General features: G+C 72.1%; 16 protein-coding genes. 12 read left to right on the forward strand and 4 right to left on the reverse strand.

Features of this window, described 5'->3' with window-relative positions:
• Positions 1 to 171: 171 nt before the first annotated feature.
• The 6 genes from AQJ64_RS12300 to AQJ64_RS12325 are packed head-to-tail and all read left to right on the forward strand — an operon-like array spanning position 172 to position 6,700.
• On the forward strand, positions 172 to 957 hold the full coding sequence (locus AQJ64_RS12300) for an SDR family NAD(P)-dependent oxidoreductase (protein ID WP_055637371.1): 786 nt from the start codon (positions 172 to 174) through the stop codon (positions 955 to 957).
• 47 nt (positions 958 to 1,004) lie between these two features.
• Positions 1,005 to 2,357, forward strand: coding sequence for an SRPBCC family protein (locus tag AQJ64_RS12305; protein WP_055637372.1), 1,353 nt, complete (start codon positions 1,005 to 1,007; stop codon positions 2,355 to 2,357).
• Between the two features lie 52 nt (positions 2,358 to 2,409).
• Complete coding sequence (locus tag AQJ64_RS12310; protein ID WP_055637373.1) at positions 2,410 to 3,735, forward strand: activator-dependent family glycosyltransferase; 1,326 nt, start codon at positions 2,410 to 2,412, stop codon at positions 3,733 to 3,735.
• Complete coding sequence (locus tag AQJ64_RS12315) at positions 3,736 to 4,353, forward strand: dTDP-4-dehydrorhamnose 3,5-epimerase family protein (protein WP_055637374.1); 618 nt, start codon at positions 3,736 to 3,738, stop codon at positions 4,351 to 4,353. It abuts the gene before it with no gap.
• Positions 4,341 to 5,288, forward strand: coding sequence for an NAD-dependent epimerase/dehydratase family protein (locus tag AQJ64_RS12320; RefSeq protein WP_240512880.1), 948 nt, complete (start codon positions 4,341 to 4,343; stop codon positions 5,286 to 5,288). Before AQJ64_RS12315 ends, AQJ64_RS12320 begins: the two co-directional genes overlap by 13 nt.
• 59 nt (positions 5,289 to 5,347) lie before the next feature.
• Positions 5,348 to 6,700 (forward strand): NDP-hexose 2,3-dehydratase family protein, encoded by a 1,353-nt coding sequence (locus AQJ64_RS12325; protein WP_055637375.1) that lies wholly within the window; start codon positions 5,348 to 5,350, stop codon positions 6,698 to 6,700.
• Positions 6,701 to 6,798: 98 nt separating this feature from the next.
• Here AQJ64_RS12325 and AQJ64_RS12330 read toward each other — a convergent pair whose 3' ends face one another.
• Entirely contained in the window at positions 6,799 to 7,908 is a 1,110-nt protein-coding gene (locus AQJ64_RS12330) for a DegT/DnrJ/EryC1/StrS family aminotransferase (protein ID WP_055637376.1), read from the reverse strand.
• Positions 7,909 to 8,110: 202 nt separating this feature from the next.
• Between AQJ64_RS12330 and rfbA the strand changes: the two genes are divergently transcribed.
• Positions 8,111 to 8,986, forward strand: a complete 876-nt coding sequence (gene rfbA, locus AQJ64_RS12335; protein WP_055637377.1) for a glucose-1-phosphate thymidylyltransferase RfbA — start codon at positions 8,111 to 8,113, stop codon at positions 8,984 to 8,986.
• A gap of 12 nt (positions 8,987 to 8,998) precedes the next feature.
• On the opposite strand, the gene AQJ64_RS12340 is transcribed toward rfbA, so the two are convergent.
• Both AQJ64_RS12340 and AQJ64_RS12345 read right to left on the reverse strand, forming a co-directional pair.
• Positions 8,999 to 9,715, reverse strand: coding sequence for a class I SAM-dependent methyltransferase (locus AQJ64_RS12340; RefSeq protein WP_055637378.1), 717 nt, complete (start codon positions 9,713 to 9,715; stop codon positions 8,999 to 9,001).
• Between the two features lie 69 nt (positions 9,716 to 9,784).
• Positions 9,785 to 10,564 (reverse strand): cyclase family protein, encoded by a 780-nt coding sequence (locus AQJ64_RS12345; RefSeq protein WP_055637379.1) that lies wholly within the window; start codon positions 10,562 to 10,564, stop codon positions 9,785 to 9,787.
• Between the two features lie 209 nt (positions 10,565 to 10,773).
• Between AQJ64_RS12345 and AQJ64_RS12350 the strand changes: the two genes are divergently transcribed.
• Genes AQJ64_RS12350 through rfbB form a run of 5 tightly spaced genes read left to right on the forward strand, consistent with a single transcriptional unit; the run spans position 10,774 to position 15,696 of the window.
• The gene (locus AQJ64_RS12350; RefSeq protein WP_055637380.1) at positions 10,774 to 11,208 is read left to right on the forward strand and encodes a nuclear transport factor 2 family protein; all 435 of its coding nucleotides are present in this window, start codon (positions 10,774 to 10,776) and stop codon (positions 11,206 to 11,208) included.
• Between the two features lie 45 nt (positions 11,209 to 11,253).
• Positions 11,254 to 12,024, forward strand: coding sequence for an SDR family NAD(P)-dependent oxidoreductase (locus AQJ64_RS12355; protein ID WP_206189843.1), 771 nt, complete (start codon positions 11,254 to 11,256; stop codon positions 12,022 to 12,024).
• 23 nt (positions 12,025 to 12,047) lie between these two features.
• A complete protein-coding gene (locus tag AQJ64_RS12360) occupies positions 12,048 to 13,385 on the forward strand; it encodes a cytochrome P450 family protein (protein WP_055637382.1) in 1,338 nt (445 codons plus the stop codon).
• A gap of 20 nt (positions 13,386 to 13,405) precedes the next feature.
• Positions 13,406 to 14,737 carry an activator-dependent family glycosyltransferase gene (locus AQJ64_RS12365; protein WP_055637383.1) on the forward strand — a complete coding sequence of 444 codons (1,332 nt, stop codon included), beginning with the start codon at positions 13,406 to 13,408 and terminating at the stop codon, positions 14,735 to 14,737.
• The gene (rfbB, locus tag AQJ64_RS12370; protein WP_059202620.1) at positions 14,725 to 15,696 is read left to right on the forward strand and encodes a dTDP-glucose 4,6-dehydratase; all 972 of its coding nucleotides are present in this window, start codon (positions 14,725 to 14,727) and stop codon (positions 15,694 to 15,696) included. The genes AQJ64_RS12365 and rfbB overlap by 13 nt, the downstream gene beginning before the upstream one ends.
• Positions 15,697 to 16,196: 500 nt before the next feature.
• Here rfbB and AQJ64_RS12375 read toward each other — a convergent pair whose 3' ends face one another.
• On the reverse strand, positions 16,197 to 17,153 hold the full coding sequence (locus tag AQJ64_RS12375; RefSeq protein WP_059202621.1) for a Gfo/Idh/MocA family protein: 957 nt from the start codon (positions 17,151 to 17,153) through the stop codon (positions 16,197 to 16,199).
• Positions 17,154 to 17,258: the final 105 nt, after the last annotated feature.

A 17,258-nucleotide genomic window follows, 5' to 3' on the forward strand; every position in this document is an offset into this window, starting at 1 on the left:
GCTTGACATCGTGCGGTCGTTCGTGTCGTTCCACGCTGCGTGTCCGGTCTCGCAGGCGGGTGGAAGGCCGCTGGAGCCCGGACCGGGCCGGGGGTCGAGCGCATTTCGAGCGGCCGCTGACACCCTCGCAGTCGTCCGACAGCCCACCGCAGGGACCGCTGAGGAGCCTTCATGTCGCCAGCAGCAGAACGCGTCGCCGTCGTCACCGGTGCGACCAGCGGGATCGGTCTCGCCGTGGCCCGCAGTCTGGCCGAAGGCGGTGCGCGGGTCTTCCTCTGCGCCCGCGACGGCGACCGGGTCGCGCACACCGTCAAGGAGTTGCGCGAGGCGGGTCACGACGTCGACGGCGCCGCCTGCGACGTGCGCGACGCCGGGCGGGTGCGGGCCTTCGTCCAGGAGGCCAGGGACCGGTTCGGCCCCGTGGACGCGCTGGTGAACAACGCCGGCCGCAGCGGCGGCGGGCACACCGCGCAGATCCCGGACGAGCTGTGGCTCGACGTGATCGAGACCAACCTCAACAGCGTCTTCCGGATGACCCGCGAGGTGCTGACGACCGGCGGCATGCTGGAGCGCGGCGCCGGACGGATCGTCAACATCGCCTCGACGGGCGGCAAGCAGGGCGTGGCGCTGGGAGCGCCGTACTCGGCGTCGAAGCACGGCGTGGTCGGCTTCACCAAGGCCCTGGGCCTGGAGCTGGCGAAGACGGGCATCACCGTCAACGCCGTCTGCCCGGGCTATGTCGAGACACCGATGGCCGAGCGGGTGCGCCAGGGGTACGCCGGCGCCTGGGACATCACCGAGGACGAGGTGCTGGAGAGGTTCGAGGCGAAGATCCCCCTCGGCCGCTATTCCACGCCGGACGAGGTCGCCGGGCTCGTCGGCTATCTACTCTCCGCCACGGCCGCCTCGATCACCGCTCAGGCGATGAACGTCTGCGGCGGGCTCGGCAACTACTGACAGCGGGCCCGGGCGTGCGCGGCCGCGGGCAGACAGAGGGGATCAGCATGGCGTACGAGGTGCACACGACCGAGCACACGATCACGGTGGCCGCCGCACCCGAGGCCGTCTTCGGCCTGGTGGAGCGGGCGGAGGACTGGCCGCACGTCTTTCCGCCGAGTCTGCACGTGGAGTGCCTGGAGCGGTCCGGCGACGAGGAGCGGCTGCGCATCTGGGCCACCGCCAACGGCGAGGTCAAGTCCTGGACCTCGCGGCGCACCCTGGACCGCGAGGGGCTGCGGATCCGGTTCCGCCAGGAGGTCTCCCAGGATCCCGTCGCCGCGATGGGCGGGGAGTGGATCATCGAGGCGCTGCCCGACGGCGGCAGCCGGGTCCGGCTGCTGCACGACTTCCGGGCCGTCGGCGACCTGGAGCGCAACGTCGGCTGGATCCTGGAGGCGATCGACCGCAACAGCGGGGCCGAGCTGGCCGCGCTGGAGTCCGCCGCCCTGCGCACCGGCACCGACGAGGCGCCGTACACCTTCGAGGACTCGGTGCGGATCGACGCCCCGGCCCAGGAGGTGCGGGACTTCCTGCACGACGCGGGGCTCTGGCAGGAGCGGCTGCCGCATGTCGCCCGGGTGCTGCTCAAGGAGGACACGCCCGACGTCCAGCACCTGGAGATGGACACCCGCACCCCCGACGGTTCGACGCACACCACGGCCTCGGTGCGGATCTGCCTGCCGGAGGGGCGGATCACGTACAAGCAGTTGCAGACACCGGCCCTGATGTCCGTGCACACCGGGGAGTGGACGGTGCGGGAGACCCCGTCGGGCTGTGTGGCCGTCTCCCGGCACACCGTGGTCGTCAACGCCGCGGCCGTCACCAAGGTCCTCGGCGCCTCCGCGACCACCGCGGACGCCCGCACCTTCATCCGGGACGTGCTCGGCGGCAACAGCACGATCACCATGCGGCACGCGAAGGAGTACGCGGAGCGCCGGGCCCGTACCGAGCCGGTGTCGCCCGCCGAGTACGCCTCCGTGCAGCAGTTCTACGCACGGCAGATGCGGCTCCTCGACGCGGGCGAGGGGGATGCCTGGGCGGACACCTTCACCGAGGACGGGGCCTTCGACCAGAGCTCGTTCAGCGAGCCGGTGCGCGGCCGGGCGGCGATCGCCGCGGCCGTGCGGGAACGGCCCGCGGCGCCGGCCGGCACGGTGCGCCGGCACTGGCTGGGCCTGCCGGCGGCCTGGCGGTTCCCGGACGGTTCGGTGCGCACGGGCTACGACGCCCTGGTCGTGTCGACCGCGACGGGCTCCGCTCCCGTGATCCGGCTGAGCACGTCGTGCCAGGACGTCCTCGTCGCCGACGGGGACGGCTGGCTGGTGCGCCACCGGTACGTCGGCCACGACGGGCAGTGAAGCCCGCCGCCCCGGACAGCGCCGGCCCCACCACTCGCGAAAAGGGAGATCGATGAAGGTCCTGTTCACCACGTTCGCCGCGAAGTCCCACATGCATGCCCAGGTTCCGCTGGCCTGGGCTCTCCAGACCGCCGGCCACGAGGTCCGGATCGCCAGCCAGCCGGATCTGGCGGAGGACATCACCCGTACCGGGCTGACCGCCGTCTGCGTCGGGGAGCCGCTGCTCCTGGAGGAGCAGATGCAGCGGGTCAACGAGGGCCTGGGCGACGACGCCGAGATCATGGAGAGCCAGGCGGAAGCCGGGATGGACATGACCGAGACCCGTCCCGAGATGCTGACCTGGGACCACGTCCTCGGTGTGTTCACCTCGATGACGGCGATGGCCTTCCAGAACTCCTGCCCGGAGCGCATGATCGACGACCTGGTCGCGTTCAGCCGCGAGTGGCGGCCCGACCTGGTCGTCTGGGACACGCTGTCCTTCGCGGGCCCGGTGGCCGCGCGGGTGACCGGCGCCGCCCACGCCCGGCTGCTGTTCGGGCTGGATCTGCTGGGGCGGATGCGCGAGACCTTCCTGGACCTCCAGGCGGAGCGGCTGCCGGAGCAGCGGGACGATCCGCTGCGCGAGTGGCTGACCTGGACGCTCGGCCGCTACGGCGCGGAGTTCGAGGAGGAGGTCGCGGTCGGTCAGTGGACGATCGACCCGGTGCCGCCGTCGATGCGGTTCCCGGTGCGGCAGCCGTTCGTCCCGCTGCGCTACATCCCGTACAACGGGCAGGCCGTCATCCCGGACTGGCTGCACGAGCCGCCGAAGAAGCCCCGTGTCTGTCTGACGCTGGGGGTGGCCCACCGTGAGGTGCTGGACGGCGACCGTGCCTCGGTCGGCGAGCTGGTCGAGGCGCTGGCGGAGCTGGACGTCGAGGTGGTCGCCACCCTCAACGCCAAACAGCTCGCCGGGATGGAGCTGCCGGACAACGTCAGGGCCGTCGACTTCGTGCCGCTGAACGCGCTGCTGCCGACCTGCTCCGCGATCATCCACCACGGCGGCTCCGGCACCTTCCAGACCGCGCTGGCGCACGGGGTGCCGCAGCTGATCGTGCCCGACATGGTCTGGGACACCATCCACAAGGCGAAGCAGCTGGAGAAGTTCGGCGCGGGGCTGTACCTGCACGACGTCGACCACTACACCGCCCAGGACCTGCGCGACCACGTGCTGCGTCTCCTCCGGGAGCCGTCGTTCGCGGAGAACTGCGCGCGGATCCGCCGGGAGATGGTGGGGACGCCGAGCCCCAACGACATCGTTCCGCTGCTGGAGAAGCTCGTCGCGGAACACCGCGCGCCCCGGGATTCCCGCGCCGGCGCCGTCCGAGGGGAGCGGTAGATGGCCTCCGCCGTGAAGTTCCGCGAACTCGCCGTCCAGGGCGCGTACGCCTTCACCCCGCCCGTCTTCGAGGACGACCGCGGCCTGTTCACCTCGCCCTACCAGGAGCCGGCGTTCGTGGAGGCCCTGGGGCATCCGCTCTTCCCCGTCGCGCAGTCCAACCACAGCAAGTCGCGGCGCGGCACCGTCCGGGGCATCCACTACACGGTCACCCCGCCGGGCGTGGCCAAGTACGTGTACTGCGCCCGGGGCCGTGCCATCGACATCGTGGTGGACATCCGTGTCGGCTCGCCCACCTTCGGCCGCTGGGACTCGTCCGTGCTGGACCCGGAGGGCTTCGGTGCCATGTACTTCCCGGTCGGGGTCGGGCACGCGTTCATCGCCCTGGAGGACGACACGGTGATGTCGTACATGCTCTCCGGGAGTTACGAGGCGCAGCACGAGATGTCCCTCTCCCCGCTCGACCCGGCGCTGGGCCTGCCGATCCCCCGGGACGTGGAGCCCCTGCTGTCCGCACGGGACACGGCCGCGCCGCTGTTCGCGCAGGTCCGGGCGGAGGGCGGTCTGCCGGAGTACGACAAGTGCCGCCGGATCGAGGCCGCACTGTGGCGGCCCTGAGCGGTGGCCGGCCGTCGGCCGCGGGGTCCCGGATCGCGGTGCTCGGGGCCAGCGGCTGTGTCGGCCGCTGTGTGAGCGCCGCGCTGGCGCGCGAGGGGCACGAGGTGCTCGCCGTCGCCCGGCGCGGCGGTCCCTCGGTGGCGGACCACGTGTTCGCCGGCCTGGACGTGGCGGCGGTCCCGCCGGCCGAGCTGGCGCGGCTGCTCACCCGGCACCGGGTGCGCGCGGTGGTCAATGTGACGGGCGGCTGGGGCACGACCGAGGAGGAGATGCAGTACGCGCACATCACCCTGGTCGAGCGGTTGTTGAGCGCCCTGACGCAGATGGCGGAGCGGCCGCGGCTGGTCCATGTGGGCTCCATCCACGAGTACGGTCCGGTGCCCGAGCCCCGCTCCATCGGCGAGGACCTCGAGCCCCGGCCGACCACGATGTACGCCCGGACCAAGCTGGCCGGCTCCGAGCTGGTGCTCGACGGCACCCGGGCCGGCCGGGTGGACGGGCTGGTGCTGCGCGCGGTGAACGTGTGCGGGCCCCGTACCACCCGGGCCAGTTTCCTCGGGTCGGTCGTCGACAGACTGCGGGCCGCGTCCGTGAGTGCCCCGGTGACGCTGCGGGTCGCGGACGCGCGGCGGGACTTCATCGATGTGCGCGACCTCGCCGAGGCCGTGGTCCTCGCCGTGGCGTCACCGGCCACCGCACGGGTCGTCAACATCGGCCGCGGGGAGGCCTCCGCGATGCGGGAGCTGGTGGATCTGCTGGTCGCCGCCTCGGGGCTGCCGCCCGAGGCGCTGCGGGTCGAGGACGGGCCGGTCGCCAGCAAGGGCGGCGGCTGGACCCTCGCCGACATCCGGCTGGCGGGCGAACTGCTCGGCTGGAAGCCGCGGATCGCGCTCGCCGAGGCGATGCGGGCGACCTGGGAGACGCCCGCCGACTGAATCCGTCCCGAACGACCGCGTACGCCCCCATCCATGACGAGGAGTTCAGGAGGAGTCAGATGGCCGATGTGACGGCCCGTATCGCCAGGTCGGCGGCGGCCGCGGAGAGCCCGCCGACCGATCCCGCCGGTTTCGACGACTGGTTCGCCGAGTTCGGGAAGCGGATCTACACGACGGCCGAGCGGGTTCCGCTGGCCGCCCTCGACCAGTGGTACCAGACACCGGTGACCGGTGATCTGTGGCATCGCAGCGGCAAGTTCTTCACGGTCCACGGTCTGCGGGTGCACGATCCGGCCGGCGCGGTGCCCTCGTGGGTGCAGCCCATCATCGACCAGCCCGAGGTCGGCATCCTGGGCGTCCTGATCAAGGAGTTCGACGGGGTTCCGCACTTCCTGATACAGGCCAAGGCGGAACCGGGCAATCCCGGGGGGCTCCAGCTCTCCCCCACCGTGCAGGCGACCCGCAGCAACTACACCGGTGTCCACAAGGGCAGGCCCGTGCCGTATCTGGACTACTTCCGGGACACGTCACGGCACCGGGTGATCGCGGACGTCCGGCAGTCGGAGCAGGGCGCCTGGTTCTACCGCAAGCGCAACCGCAACATGGTGGTGGAGACGACCGCCGAGGTGGAGGTCCTCGACGGCTTCCGCTGGTTCACGCTGGGGCAGTTGTACCGGCTGCTGTCGCGCGACGACATCATCAACATGGACCTGAGGACCGTGCTGGCGTGCCTGCCGCACGGCTCCCGGGCGGACGGCGCGCTGCACCGGATGACCGACGTGCTGAGCTGGATCAACGGCGCCCGCTCGCTGGCCACCGTGCGCACCGAGCGGATCGCCCTCAACGCGCTGGACGAGTGGCGGCACAGCGAGATGGGGTACTCGCACGAGAGCGGGGGCTTCTTCGACGTCATCGGGGTCTCCGTGACGGCCGCGGGGCGCGAGGTCGGCACCTGGCGCCAGCCGATGATCGAGCCGCGCGGCACGGGCGTCGTCGCCTTCCTGACCCGGGAGATCGACGGGGTGCCGCACGTGCTGCTGCACGCCCGCACCGAGCCGGGCTACGCGGACGTCGTGGAGCTGGCGCCGACCGTGCAGTGCATTCCGGCGAGCTACCGCTGGCTGCCGCCCGCCGCCCGGCCCCGTCATCTCGACGAGGTGCTGGCCGCCGGGCCGGACCGGATCCGTTTCGAGGCCGTGCTCTCCGAGGAGGGCGGCCGTTTCTTCCATGCCCGCAACCGCTATCTGATCGTGGACAGCGATGTCCCCGAGGACCCCGGTCACCCCGACTACCGCTGGCTGACCATGGACCAGCTGACGCGGCTGCTCCGGCACAGCCACTACCTCAATGTGCAGGCCCGGAGCCTGGTGGCGTGTCTGCGCAGTCTGGAGGCGGCCCGCTCGGCCGGCTGACCACCGGGGCGGAACGCACACACCGAAGGCCCGGCGGGATCCCTCCGCCGGGCCTTCGGTGTGTGCGGGGTGTGCCGGGCCGGGCCCGCCGCAGGGGCTCAGAGGCTGTCCAGCACGTCACGCACCGCGCTGATCACCTTGTCCTGGACGTCCGGGGCGAGGGCCGGGTACATGGGCAGCGAGAAGATCTGGCCGGCCAGTTCCTCGGTGACGGGCAGCGAGCCCGTGGGGCAGCCGAGGTGGGCGAACCCGGACATCGTGTGCACCGGCCAGGGATAGCTGATGTTGAGCTCGATGTCGTACGCCTTGAGGGCCTTGATGATGTCGTCGCGCCGGGGGTGGCGCACCGTGTAGACGTAGTACACGTGCTCGTTGCCGGGGACGGTGTGCGGCAGCACCAGGTCGGTGTCGCCGAGCCCCTCCTCGTAGCGGCGGGCGACGGCCTGCCGCCCCTGGACGTAGGTGTCGAGCCGGCGCAGCTTGCGCCGCAGGATCTCGGCCTGCACCTCGTCGAGCCGGGCGTTGTGGCCCGGGGTGCCGACGACGTAGTAGCGCTCCTCCATGCCGTAGTAGCGCAGCCGGCGCAGCGCGCGGTGGGTGTCGTCCCGGGAGGTCAGCACGGCGCCGCCGTCGCCGTACGCGCCGAGCACCTTCGTCGGGTAGAAGGAGAAGGCGGAGGCGTCGCCCGTGGTGCCGGCGAGCCGGCCTTCGCGGCGGGCGCCGTGGGCCTGGGCGCAGTCCTCGACGAGGAGCAGGTCGTGCTCGGCGGCGAGCCGCTCCAGCGGCGCCAGGTCGACGCACTGTCCGTAGAGGTGGACGGGGAGCAGACACCGGGTCCGCGGGGTGAGGACGGACGCCACCTGCCCGGTGTCCATGAGGTAGCTGTCCGGGTGGATGTCGACGAACACCGGGGTGGCGCCCACCGCGTCGATGGCGACCACGGTGGGGGCCGCGGTGTTGGACACGGTGACGACCTCGTCCCCGGGGCCGACGCCGAGCGCCTGGAGGGCCAGCTTGATGGCGTTGGTGCCGTTGTCGACACCGACGCAGTGCCCCACGCCGTGATACCCGGCGAACTCCTGCTCGAAGCCGCGGACACTGTCACCGAGGACGAGCTGGCCCGAGCTGAAGACCGTCTCCACCGCGTCCAGAATATCGGCGCGTTCGTTCTCGTATTCCTGCCGGTAGTCCCATACGAGAGTGGTCATTAATTCGCTTCCCTCCCATTGCTGATGCCGTGCCGCAGGGCGTCACCATCCCCTCGCAGCACATCATATTGACGGGTCGATCCACAACCCTTGATTTTCCTCTATTTCCACTCGAATATCCCTGGACCAGGAACTGCCCTTCCTTGCTTTCGCGAGAATCCCGCCGTTAGCATGAGCAGAAATCGAGGACAGGGATATATCCATGAAGGGGATTATTCTCGCCGGCGGTTCGGGAACAAGGCTCCATCCCATAACCGTCTCCGTTTCGAAGCAACTTCTCCCGGTCGGCGACAAACCGATGATCTACTATCCGCTCTCGGTGCTGATGCTCGCGGACATCAGGGAGATCCTGCTCATCTGCACCGAGCGCGACCTGGAGTCCTTCCGCAGGCTCCTGGGCGACGGTTCCCAGCTCGGCGTCCGGATCGACTACGCGGTGCAGAACCGGCCGGCCGGGCTGGCCGAGGCCTTCGTCATCGGCGCCGACCACGTGGGCGACGACGACGTGGCCCTGGTCCTGGGGGACAACATCTTCCACGGCTACCACTTCTACGACCTGCTCCAGAGCAATGTCCGGGACGTACAGGGCTGCGTGCTGTTCGGTTATCCCGTCGAGGACCCGGAGCGCTACGGGGTGGGCGAGACCGACGCGTCGGGACGCCTCGTCTCCCTGGAGGAGAAGCCGGTCCGGCCCCGCTCCGACCTCGCCATCACCGGGCTCTACCTGTACGACAACGACGTGGTCGACATCGCCAAGAACCTCCGCCCCTCGGCGCGCGGAGAACTGGAGATCACCGATGTCAACCGGAATTACCTGGCGCGCGGCCGAGCCCGTCTGGTCGACCTCGGCCGCGGTTTCGCCTGGCTGGACGCCGGAACTCCGGAATCCCTGCTCCAGGCCACCCAGTATGTGCGGACGCTCGAAGAACGGCAGGGGGTGCGGATCGCCTGCGTCGAGGAGATCGCCCTGCGCATGGGATTCATCGACGCGGATGGCTGCCACCGGCTCGGCGAGAAGATGTCCCAGTCGGACTACGGCCGCTATGTGATGTCGGTGGCCCGCGAAATGATGTCCTGACGCCGCCGTCCGTCAACCCGACGCGCGGACGCCGACGAAAAGGCCACGCCCGGTGGGGCCGTCCTCCAGGAATTCCACGGAGCAGCCCGCGTCGGTGAACGCGGCGATGTACTCCTCCTTGGTGAACAGGGTCAGTACGTCGATCTCGGTGAACTGCTGGATACCGGCGGCGTCCCCCACGGTGAAACGGACCTCCATGCGGGTGGCCCGGCCCTTGCGGGTGGTGTGCGAGATCCGCGCGATGGTGCGGTGCTCCTCACGGGCCAGGTCACCCGCGACATAGCCCTCGATGAAGTTCTCGGGGAACCACCAGGGTTCGACGACCAGGACGCCGCCGGGCTCCAGATGGCCGGCCATCGACGCGATGGCGGACCGCATGTCGGCCACCGTTCCCAGATAGCCGATGGCGCAGAACATGCAGGTCACCGCCGTGTACCTGCGACCGAGGGAGAAGTCGCGCATATCGCCCGCGTGCACCGTGGTGCCGGGCAGCCGCTGCTCGGCGAGCCGGCGCATCGGCTCAGCGATCTCCAGCCCCTCGGCGGTCTCGAACCGCGTGGCGAACACGCTGAGATGGGCGCCCGTACCGCAGGCGACGTCGAGCAGCGAGTCGGCTCCCGGACGGCGTTCGGCGATGAGCCGGGAGACGTCCGCCGCCTCCTCCCCCCAGTCCTTGCCCCGGCTGCGGTAGATGGCCTCGTACACGTCCGCGAGTTCCCTGCCGTACATGTGTGTCTCCTCCCGTTGTCGCCCTGGTGGGCGCGTCGTCCGCCGGGCCGCTGCTTCTCCTTCGTCGGGTCACTCGTCGAGCAGCGCCACCGCCCTCGTCCAGCCGGCGCCCGCGCCCGCGATCCGCACCGGGAAGCACGCCACCCGGAATCCGTGCGGGGCCGGCAACCGGTCGAGCCCGGCGAGCCGTTCGACCTGGCAGTACTCCCGGTCCCGGCCGATCATGTGGGCGGGCCACAGCACCGAGCGGTCACCGGTCGCCCGGTAGCGGGTGATGATGTCGCCGAACGGGGCGTCCAGGCTGAACGCGTCGGTGCCGATCACCCGGACCCCCTGGTCCAGCAGCAGATGCACGGCCGAGCCGTCGAGCCCGGTGAAGTCCGTGAAGTACTTCTGCGTCCCCGACCACGCGTCGGCGCCGGTCCTCAGCAGCACGATGTCCATGGGCGAGAGGGTGTGGCCGACCCGGTCCAGCTCCCGCCGCACCACGTCGGCGCCGACCGCGCCCGTGCCCTGGTCGCTCACGTCGAGCACCACCGCGGGCCGGAAGAACCAGTCGAGCGGCATCTCGTCGATGTGCCGCGGCGGACCGTCCCGGTAGGAGGCGCGCGTGCCGTAGTGCGAGGGCGCGTCGACGTGCGTCCCGGTGTGGGTCGTCAGCTGGAGGCGGTCGAGCGAGAGGAACTCGCCCTCCGGCAGCTCCGCCGGATCGAACTCGATCCCGAAGTGGTCACGCATCTCCTCGCTCATGTGCGTGGCGGCCTCCTTCGGGCCGAGGACGTCGTGCACCACGGGATCGGGTTCGAAACCCGCCCCGTCCACGGGTGAGGACAGGTCGATGATGCGCACACGAGCCTCCCGGCGCTGGATTCCTGCGAGCCAGCCCATGCTCACCAGCGCGGCTTGAGAAGCGTTGGAGCCTGGCTCGACGGCGGCCCGCGCGCCCGCCCGCCCGGCGCTCGACCGATCCTGGAGGGACCGCTGCCACCGTCGTGACCTCACGGGAAATCCGGGAACGCACCCGCCCCGGCCCACAGGAACGGCGGAAGGGACACGGCATGGCAGCACAGGCCCCGACGGCCCCGGCGGACGTCTACGCCGAGGTGCAGCACTTCTACGCACGGCAGATGCGGCTCCTGGACTCGGGCGAGGCCGAGAGCTGGGCCGGCACCTTCACGCAGGACGGCTCCTTCGCGCCGCCCTCGCTCCCGGAGCCGGTGCGCGGCCGCCCCGCCCTCACCGAGGGCGCCCGGCAGGCCGCCGCGGGCCTGGCGGCCGCCGGCGAGACACACCGGCACTGGGTCGGCATGCTCACCGTCACCCCCGCGGACGACGGCGCGCTGACCGCCGAGAGCCAGGTCTCGATCATCGCCGTGCCGCGGGGCGGCCCCGCCCGGCTGCACCTGATGTGCACCTGCCGGGACGTGCTGGTGCGCGAGGCCGGCGAACTCCTGGTCAGGGAAAGGGTGGTGACCCGTGACGACCGGCCGTAGCGGGAGTCGACCGCGAATCGAGCGGCCCGTCCTACGGTCCCGGGCATGAACGCCGCACAGGACCCCACAGCGCCCCGGGGCGTGATCGTCACCGGCGGCGGCACCGGCATCGGCCGGGCCACGGCCCGCGCCTTCGCCGACCGCGGCGACCGCGTACTCGTCGTGGGCCGTACGCCCGCCACCCTGGCCGCGGCCGCCGAGGGCCACCCCCGGATCAGCGTCCTCGCCGCCGACCTCACCGATCCGGACACCCCCCGGGCCGTCACCGACGCGGCGCTGGACGCGTTCGGCCGGATCGACGTCCTGGTCAACAACGCGGCCACCGGCGGATTCGCCGCGCTCGCGGAGACCAAGCGGGAGGCCGCCCGCGACCAGCTCGACAGCAACCTCCTGGCCCCGCTGCTGCTCACCCGGCAGACCCTGGACGCCCTCGCGGCCGACGGCGGCGGAACCGTGCTGAACATCGGCTCGGCCGGCGCGCTGGGCCGCCGTGCCTGGCCGGAGAACGGGGTCTACGGCGCCGCCAAGGCCGGGCTCGACTTCCTCACCCGGACCTGGGCCGTGGAACTGGCGCCCCGCGGCATCCGGGTCCTCGGCCTGGCGCCGGGCGTGATCGACACCGGTATCGGTGAACGGTCCGGCATGTCAGCGGAGGCCTACGCGGGCTTCCTCCAGCAGATCGCCGCGCGCGTCCCGGCCGGCCGGGTCGGCCGCCCCGAGGACATCGCCTGGTGGGCCGTCCAGCTCACCGACCCGCGCGCCGCCTACGCGACCGGAGCGGTGCTCGCGGTCGACGGCGGTCTGTCCCTCACCTGAACCACGCCCCGAAGGAGACTGCCGTGACCCACACGGAGACCGACGAGACGACCACCGCCGAGACCCCCGTGGCGGCCGAGGAGATCCAGCAGACCGACAGCGAACTCGGCCGTCACCTCCTGACCGCCCGCGGCTTCCACTGGATCTACGGAACCAGCGGCGACCCGTACGCCCTGACCCTGCGCGCGGAGAGCGACGACCCGGTGGCACTGGCCCGCCGCATCAGGGAAGCGGAGACACCGCTGTGGCAGAGCGCCGCCGGAGCCTGGGTCACCGGCCGCCACGGGGTGGCCGCCGAGGTGCTGGCCGATCCGCGGCTGAGCCTGCGGCACGCCGACCTGCCGGGCCTCCAGCGGCACGTCTTCTCGGACGCCTGGAGCAATCCGCTGCTGTGCCACATCATCCCGCTGGACCGGGCCTTCCTCCACGCGTCGGGCGCCGACCACGCGCGCTGGGAGCGGGCGGCGGCCCCGGTCCTGGGCGCGGCCGCCGCGGACGGACACCGCAAGAGCGCCGAACGCCTGCACCAGGAGACCGCCGACGGACTCGGCGCCTCCTTCGACCTCATGGCGGACTACTCCCGCCCGGTGGCCACCGGGGCCGCCGCGGCGCTGCTCGGTGTCCCGGAGGCGCAGCACGACCGGTTCGCCCGCGCGTGCCTGGCCCTGGAGGTCGCGCTCGACGCGGCGCTCTGCCCGCAGCCGCTCGTGGTCACCCGCCGGCTCACCGAGGCGGTCGAGGACGTCCGCGCCCTCGTCGGCGATCTCGTCGCGGCGCGGCGGGCCGATCCGGGTGACGATCTGCTCGGCACGGTGCTGCGCGCCGGCTCCCCCGCCGAGGACGCCCTCGCGGTCGGTGTGCTGACCGCGGCGGTGGGCGTCGGTCTCACGGCCGGGCTCATCAACAACGCCGTGGAGGCGCTGCTCGCCCACCCCCGGCAGTGGGCGCTGCTCGGCGAGAGCCCGGACCTCTCGGCCGGGGCCGTGGAGGAGACGCTGCGCCACGCGCCGCCGGTGCGGCTGGAGAGCCGGATCGCCGCCGAGGACCTCACGCTCGCCGGCCAGGACATCCCCGCCGGGGCCCAGGTCGTCGTCCACGTCGGCGCGGCCAACCGGGATCCCGAGGTGTTCCTGGCCCCGGACCACTTCGACCTCACCCGGCCCGCGGGGCAGGGGCAGTTGTCGCTGTCCGGCCCGCACACCTCCCTCTTCGGGGCGTTCGCCCGGCTCCAGGCGGAGACCGCCGTACGCACCCTGCGGGAGCGCCACCCCCGGCTGGCGCCGGCCGACGGCGTCCAGCGGCGGATGCGGTCCCCCGTCCTGGGCGGGGTGCTGCGGTTCTCCCTGACCGGCTCCGCGTGACGGAAGGGAAAGGACCGACCATGCGGGTTCTGCTGACGTCCTTCGCGATGGACGCGCACTTCAACGGGTCCGTACCGCTCGCCTGGGCGCTGCGGGCCGCCGGGCACGAGGTACGGGTGGCGAGCCAGCCCGCGCTGACGGGGAGCATCACGGCGGCCGGACTGACCGCCGTCCCCGTGGGCACCGACCCCGGCCTCGACGAGATGGTCAAGGGCGTGGGCGACTCCGTGCTCTCCCACCACGCCAACCAGTCGCTGGACCCCGAAGCCCCCGGTCAGCTCACCCCCGCCTTCCTCAAGGGCTGGGACACGATGATGACCGCCACCTTCTTCACCCTGGTCAACGACGATCCGATGGTCGACGAGCTCGTCGCGTTCGCCCGCGCCTGGGAGCCGGACCTCGTCCTCTGGGAGCCGTTCACCTTCGCGGGCGCGGTGGCGGCGAAGATGACGGGCGCCGCCCACGCGCGGCTGCTGTCCTTCCCCGACCTGTTCCTGTCGATGCGGCGGGCCTTCCTCGACCAGCTCGGTCCCGGTCCCACCGACGCGGACGGGGTGCGGGCGCCGCACCCCGAGGACTCCGTCGGCCAGTGGCTCCAGTGGACACTCGGCCGGTACGGCGTGCCCTTCGACGAGGAGGCGGTGACGGGGCAGTGGTCGGTGGACCAGGTGCCGCGCAGCTTCCGGCCGCCGTCGGACCGGCCGACCGTGGGCATGCGCTACATCCCGTACAACGGGCCGGTGCCCGCCGTCGTGCCCGACTGGCTCCGGGTTCCGCCGGAGCGTCCCCGCGTGTGCGTCACCCTGGGGCTCACGGCCCGGACCTCCGAGTTCCCCAACGCGGTCCCGGTCGACCTGGTCCTCAAGGCGATCGAGGGGCTCGACATCGAGGTGGTGGCCACCCTCGACGCCGAGGAGCGGGCGCTGCTGTCCCATGTCCCGGACAATGTGCGCCTGGTGGACCACGTTCCGCTGCACGCGCTGCTGCCGACCTGTGCGGCCATCGTGCACCACGGCGGTGCCGGGACCTGGTCGACGGCGCTCGTCGAGGGGGTGCCGCAGATCGCCATGGGCTGGATCTGGGACGCGATCGAGCGGGCGCGCCGCCAGCAGGAACTGGGCGCCGGTCTCCACCTCCCCTCCCACGAGGTGACGGTGGAGGGGCTGCGGAGCAGGCTCGTACGGCTCCTGGAGGAGCCCTCGTTCGCCTCGGCCGCCGCCCGGCTGCGGACCGAGGCCGAGTCCGATCCGACTCCGGCGGAGGTCGTGCCCGTACTGGAGCGGCTGACCGCCCAGCACCGCGCCCACGGGCGTCGGCGTCCCGGAGGTGCGTCCACACCATGCGCGTCCTGATCACCGGCGGTGCCGGTTTCATCGGCTCCCACTATGTGCGCTCCCTGCTGGCCGGCGGCCTGCCCGGACCCCGGCCCGGCCGGGTGACGGTCGTCGACCTGCTCACGTACGCGGGGAACACGGACAACCTGCCGCTGGACGACCCCCGGCTGGACTTCCGGCGTGTCGACATCCGCGACCTCGACGCGCTCCTGGAGGTGTTCCCCGGTCACGACGCGGTGGTGCACTTCGCGGCCGAGACCCACGTCGACCGCTCCCTGACCGGGGCCGCGGAGTTCGTCCGCACCAATGTGCTGGGCACCCAGGCGCTGCTGGAGGCGAGCCTGCGCTGCGGGGTCGGCACCTTCGTGCACATCTCGACGGACGAGGTCTACGGGTCCATCGCCGAGGGCACCTGGACGGAGGAGGAGCCGCTGCTGCCCAACTCGCCCTACGCGGCGTCGAAGGCGGGCAGCGACCTCGTCGCGCGGTCGTACTGGCGCACGCACGGGCTCGACGTACGCATCACGCGGTGCGCCAACAACTACGGCCCGCGCCAGCATCCGGAGAAGCTCATCCCGCTGTTCGTCACCGAGCTGCTGGCCGGCCGGACGGTGCCGCTGTACGGGGACGGCAGCAACGTCCGGGAGTGGCTGCACGTGGACGACCACTGCCGTGCCGTGCACGCGGTGCTGACCGGCGGCCGGGCCGGAGAGATCTACAACATCGGCGGCGGTACGCATCTCACGAACCGACAGATGACGTCGAAGCTGCTGGAGTTGTGCGGCGCGGACTGGTCCAGGGTCCGCCGGGTACCGGACCGCAAGGGCCACGACCTTCGCTACGCGGTGAACGACACGAAGATCCGTACGGAACTCGGCTACCGCCCGCTGCGCTCCCTGGACGACGGCCTGCGCGAGGTCGTCGACTGGCACCGCACCCACCCGCTCCCCCACCCAGAACCCGCCACCCGAGCCTGACCCGTCCCCACCCAGGATCCCCCGGCCCCCGACGGAACCGACTCTCACCGTCGGGGGCCGGGGTGGTCGGGGGGAACGGGGGGTGCCGTCGTGGGCCGGGCGGAACGGCGCGCGTCGCCTGAAGGGGGCACGCCACCCTCGACCGGGTCCACCGGTGTCGTAGGCCTCGCCGTCGCCCGTGCCCGTACCGCCGTCAACACCTCCCGAGAAGCCACGGCGTGGCATGGAAGGCCCGCCCCAGTCGCGCACCCGGCGCCCGGGTCGTCCGCGTGCCGCGGGGGGGGCTCATCAGGACCCGCCCCGCGCCACCAGCACTCAGCAGAACCCGCCCCCGCGCCACGCAGGCTCGGCACCACCCGCCCCCGCGCCACGCAGGCTCGGCACCACCCGCCCCCGCGCCACGCAGGCTCGGCACCACCCGCCCCCGCGCCACGCAGGCTCGGCACCACCCGCCCCCGCGCCACCAGCGCTCGGCAAGGCCCTCCCCGTGCCGTGGGGGCTCAGCAGGTGACGACCCTCGCGGCCTTGCGTACCTGTTCGACGAGGAGGGCCTGGCGCAGCAGTGCCTCTCCCAGGGCGGGCCGCCCGGTGTCCGACAGGGCCGCTGCCGCGAAGGCGTCGAGCGCGTTGCCCACTTGGTGGTCGGCGGAGAGGGTCACCTCGGTGATCCGGTCCTGCTGTTCGAGGCGGACCACCGGGCGGTGCTCCCGCGGCGGTGTGAAGGCGCGCGGCACGCTGATCCTGCCCCGGCTGCCCCACAGGGCGTACACGGACCGGTAGGAGTGCTGGAATCCGAAGTCGAGCTGTGCGGTCACCCCGCTCGCGGTGGAGAGCACCGCGCTTCCCGCGACGTCGACACCGGTGGCCTCGTCGACGCGCAGACAGGCGCCGAGGACGTCGAGTTCCCCGGCGAGGTGGAGCTGGGCCGCGCGCAGCGGATAGACCCCCACGTCCAGCAGGGCGCCGCCGCCGAGCAGCGGGTCGTGCCGGAAGGACGCCGGATGGGGCGGCGGCACCCCGAAGGAGCTGGAGAAGACCCTCAGCTCACCGACCTCGCCCGCCATGTCCCGTACCGCCGCGTGCTGGGAGTGGTGCAGGAACATGAAGTTCTCGGTGAGCGCCAGACCGAGACGATCGGCCATCGCCACGAGTTCGGCGCTCTGCGCGTACGTGGTGCTGAGCGGCTTCTCCACCAGGACGTGCTTGCCGGCGGTCAGCGCCGCCGCGACCCATTCGTGGTGCATGCCCGGTGGCAGCGGCACATAGACCGCGTCGATGTCGTCCCGGTCCAGCAGTGCCCGGTAGCCGGACACCGCCGCGCAGCCGAACCGGGCCGCGAGCCGTTCGCTCCGCGCCCCGTCCCGGCTCGCCACCGCCACCAGCCGCACCGACCGGTGCTCCACGAGCGCGGGCAGGATCCGGCGCACCGCGATGTCGGCGCAGCCCAGAACCCCCATGCGGAGTACCGGTCGTGGAGTGTCCTCGGGCATCTGCCACCTCACCTGTCGGATACGTCGCCGACACAAGCTAGGCGGAGCAGGTCGAAAGCCCCTGGAAGCCCG

Origin of the sequence: Streptomyces griseoruber (assembly GCF_001514205.1) — a bacterium.
In the GTDB taxonomy this organism is placed as follows: domain Bacteria; phylum Actinomycetota; class Actinomycetes; order Streptomycetales; family Streptomycetaceae; genus Streptomyces; species Streptomyces griseoruber.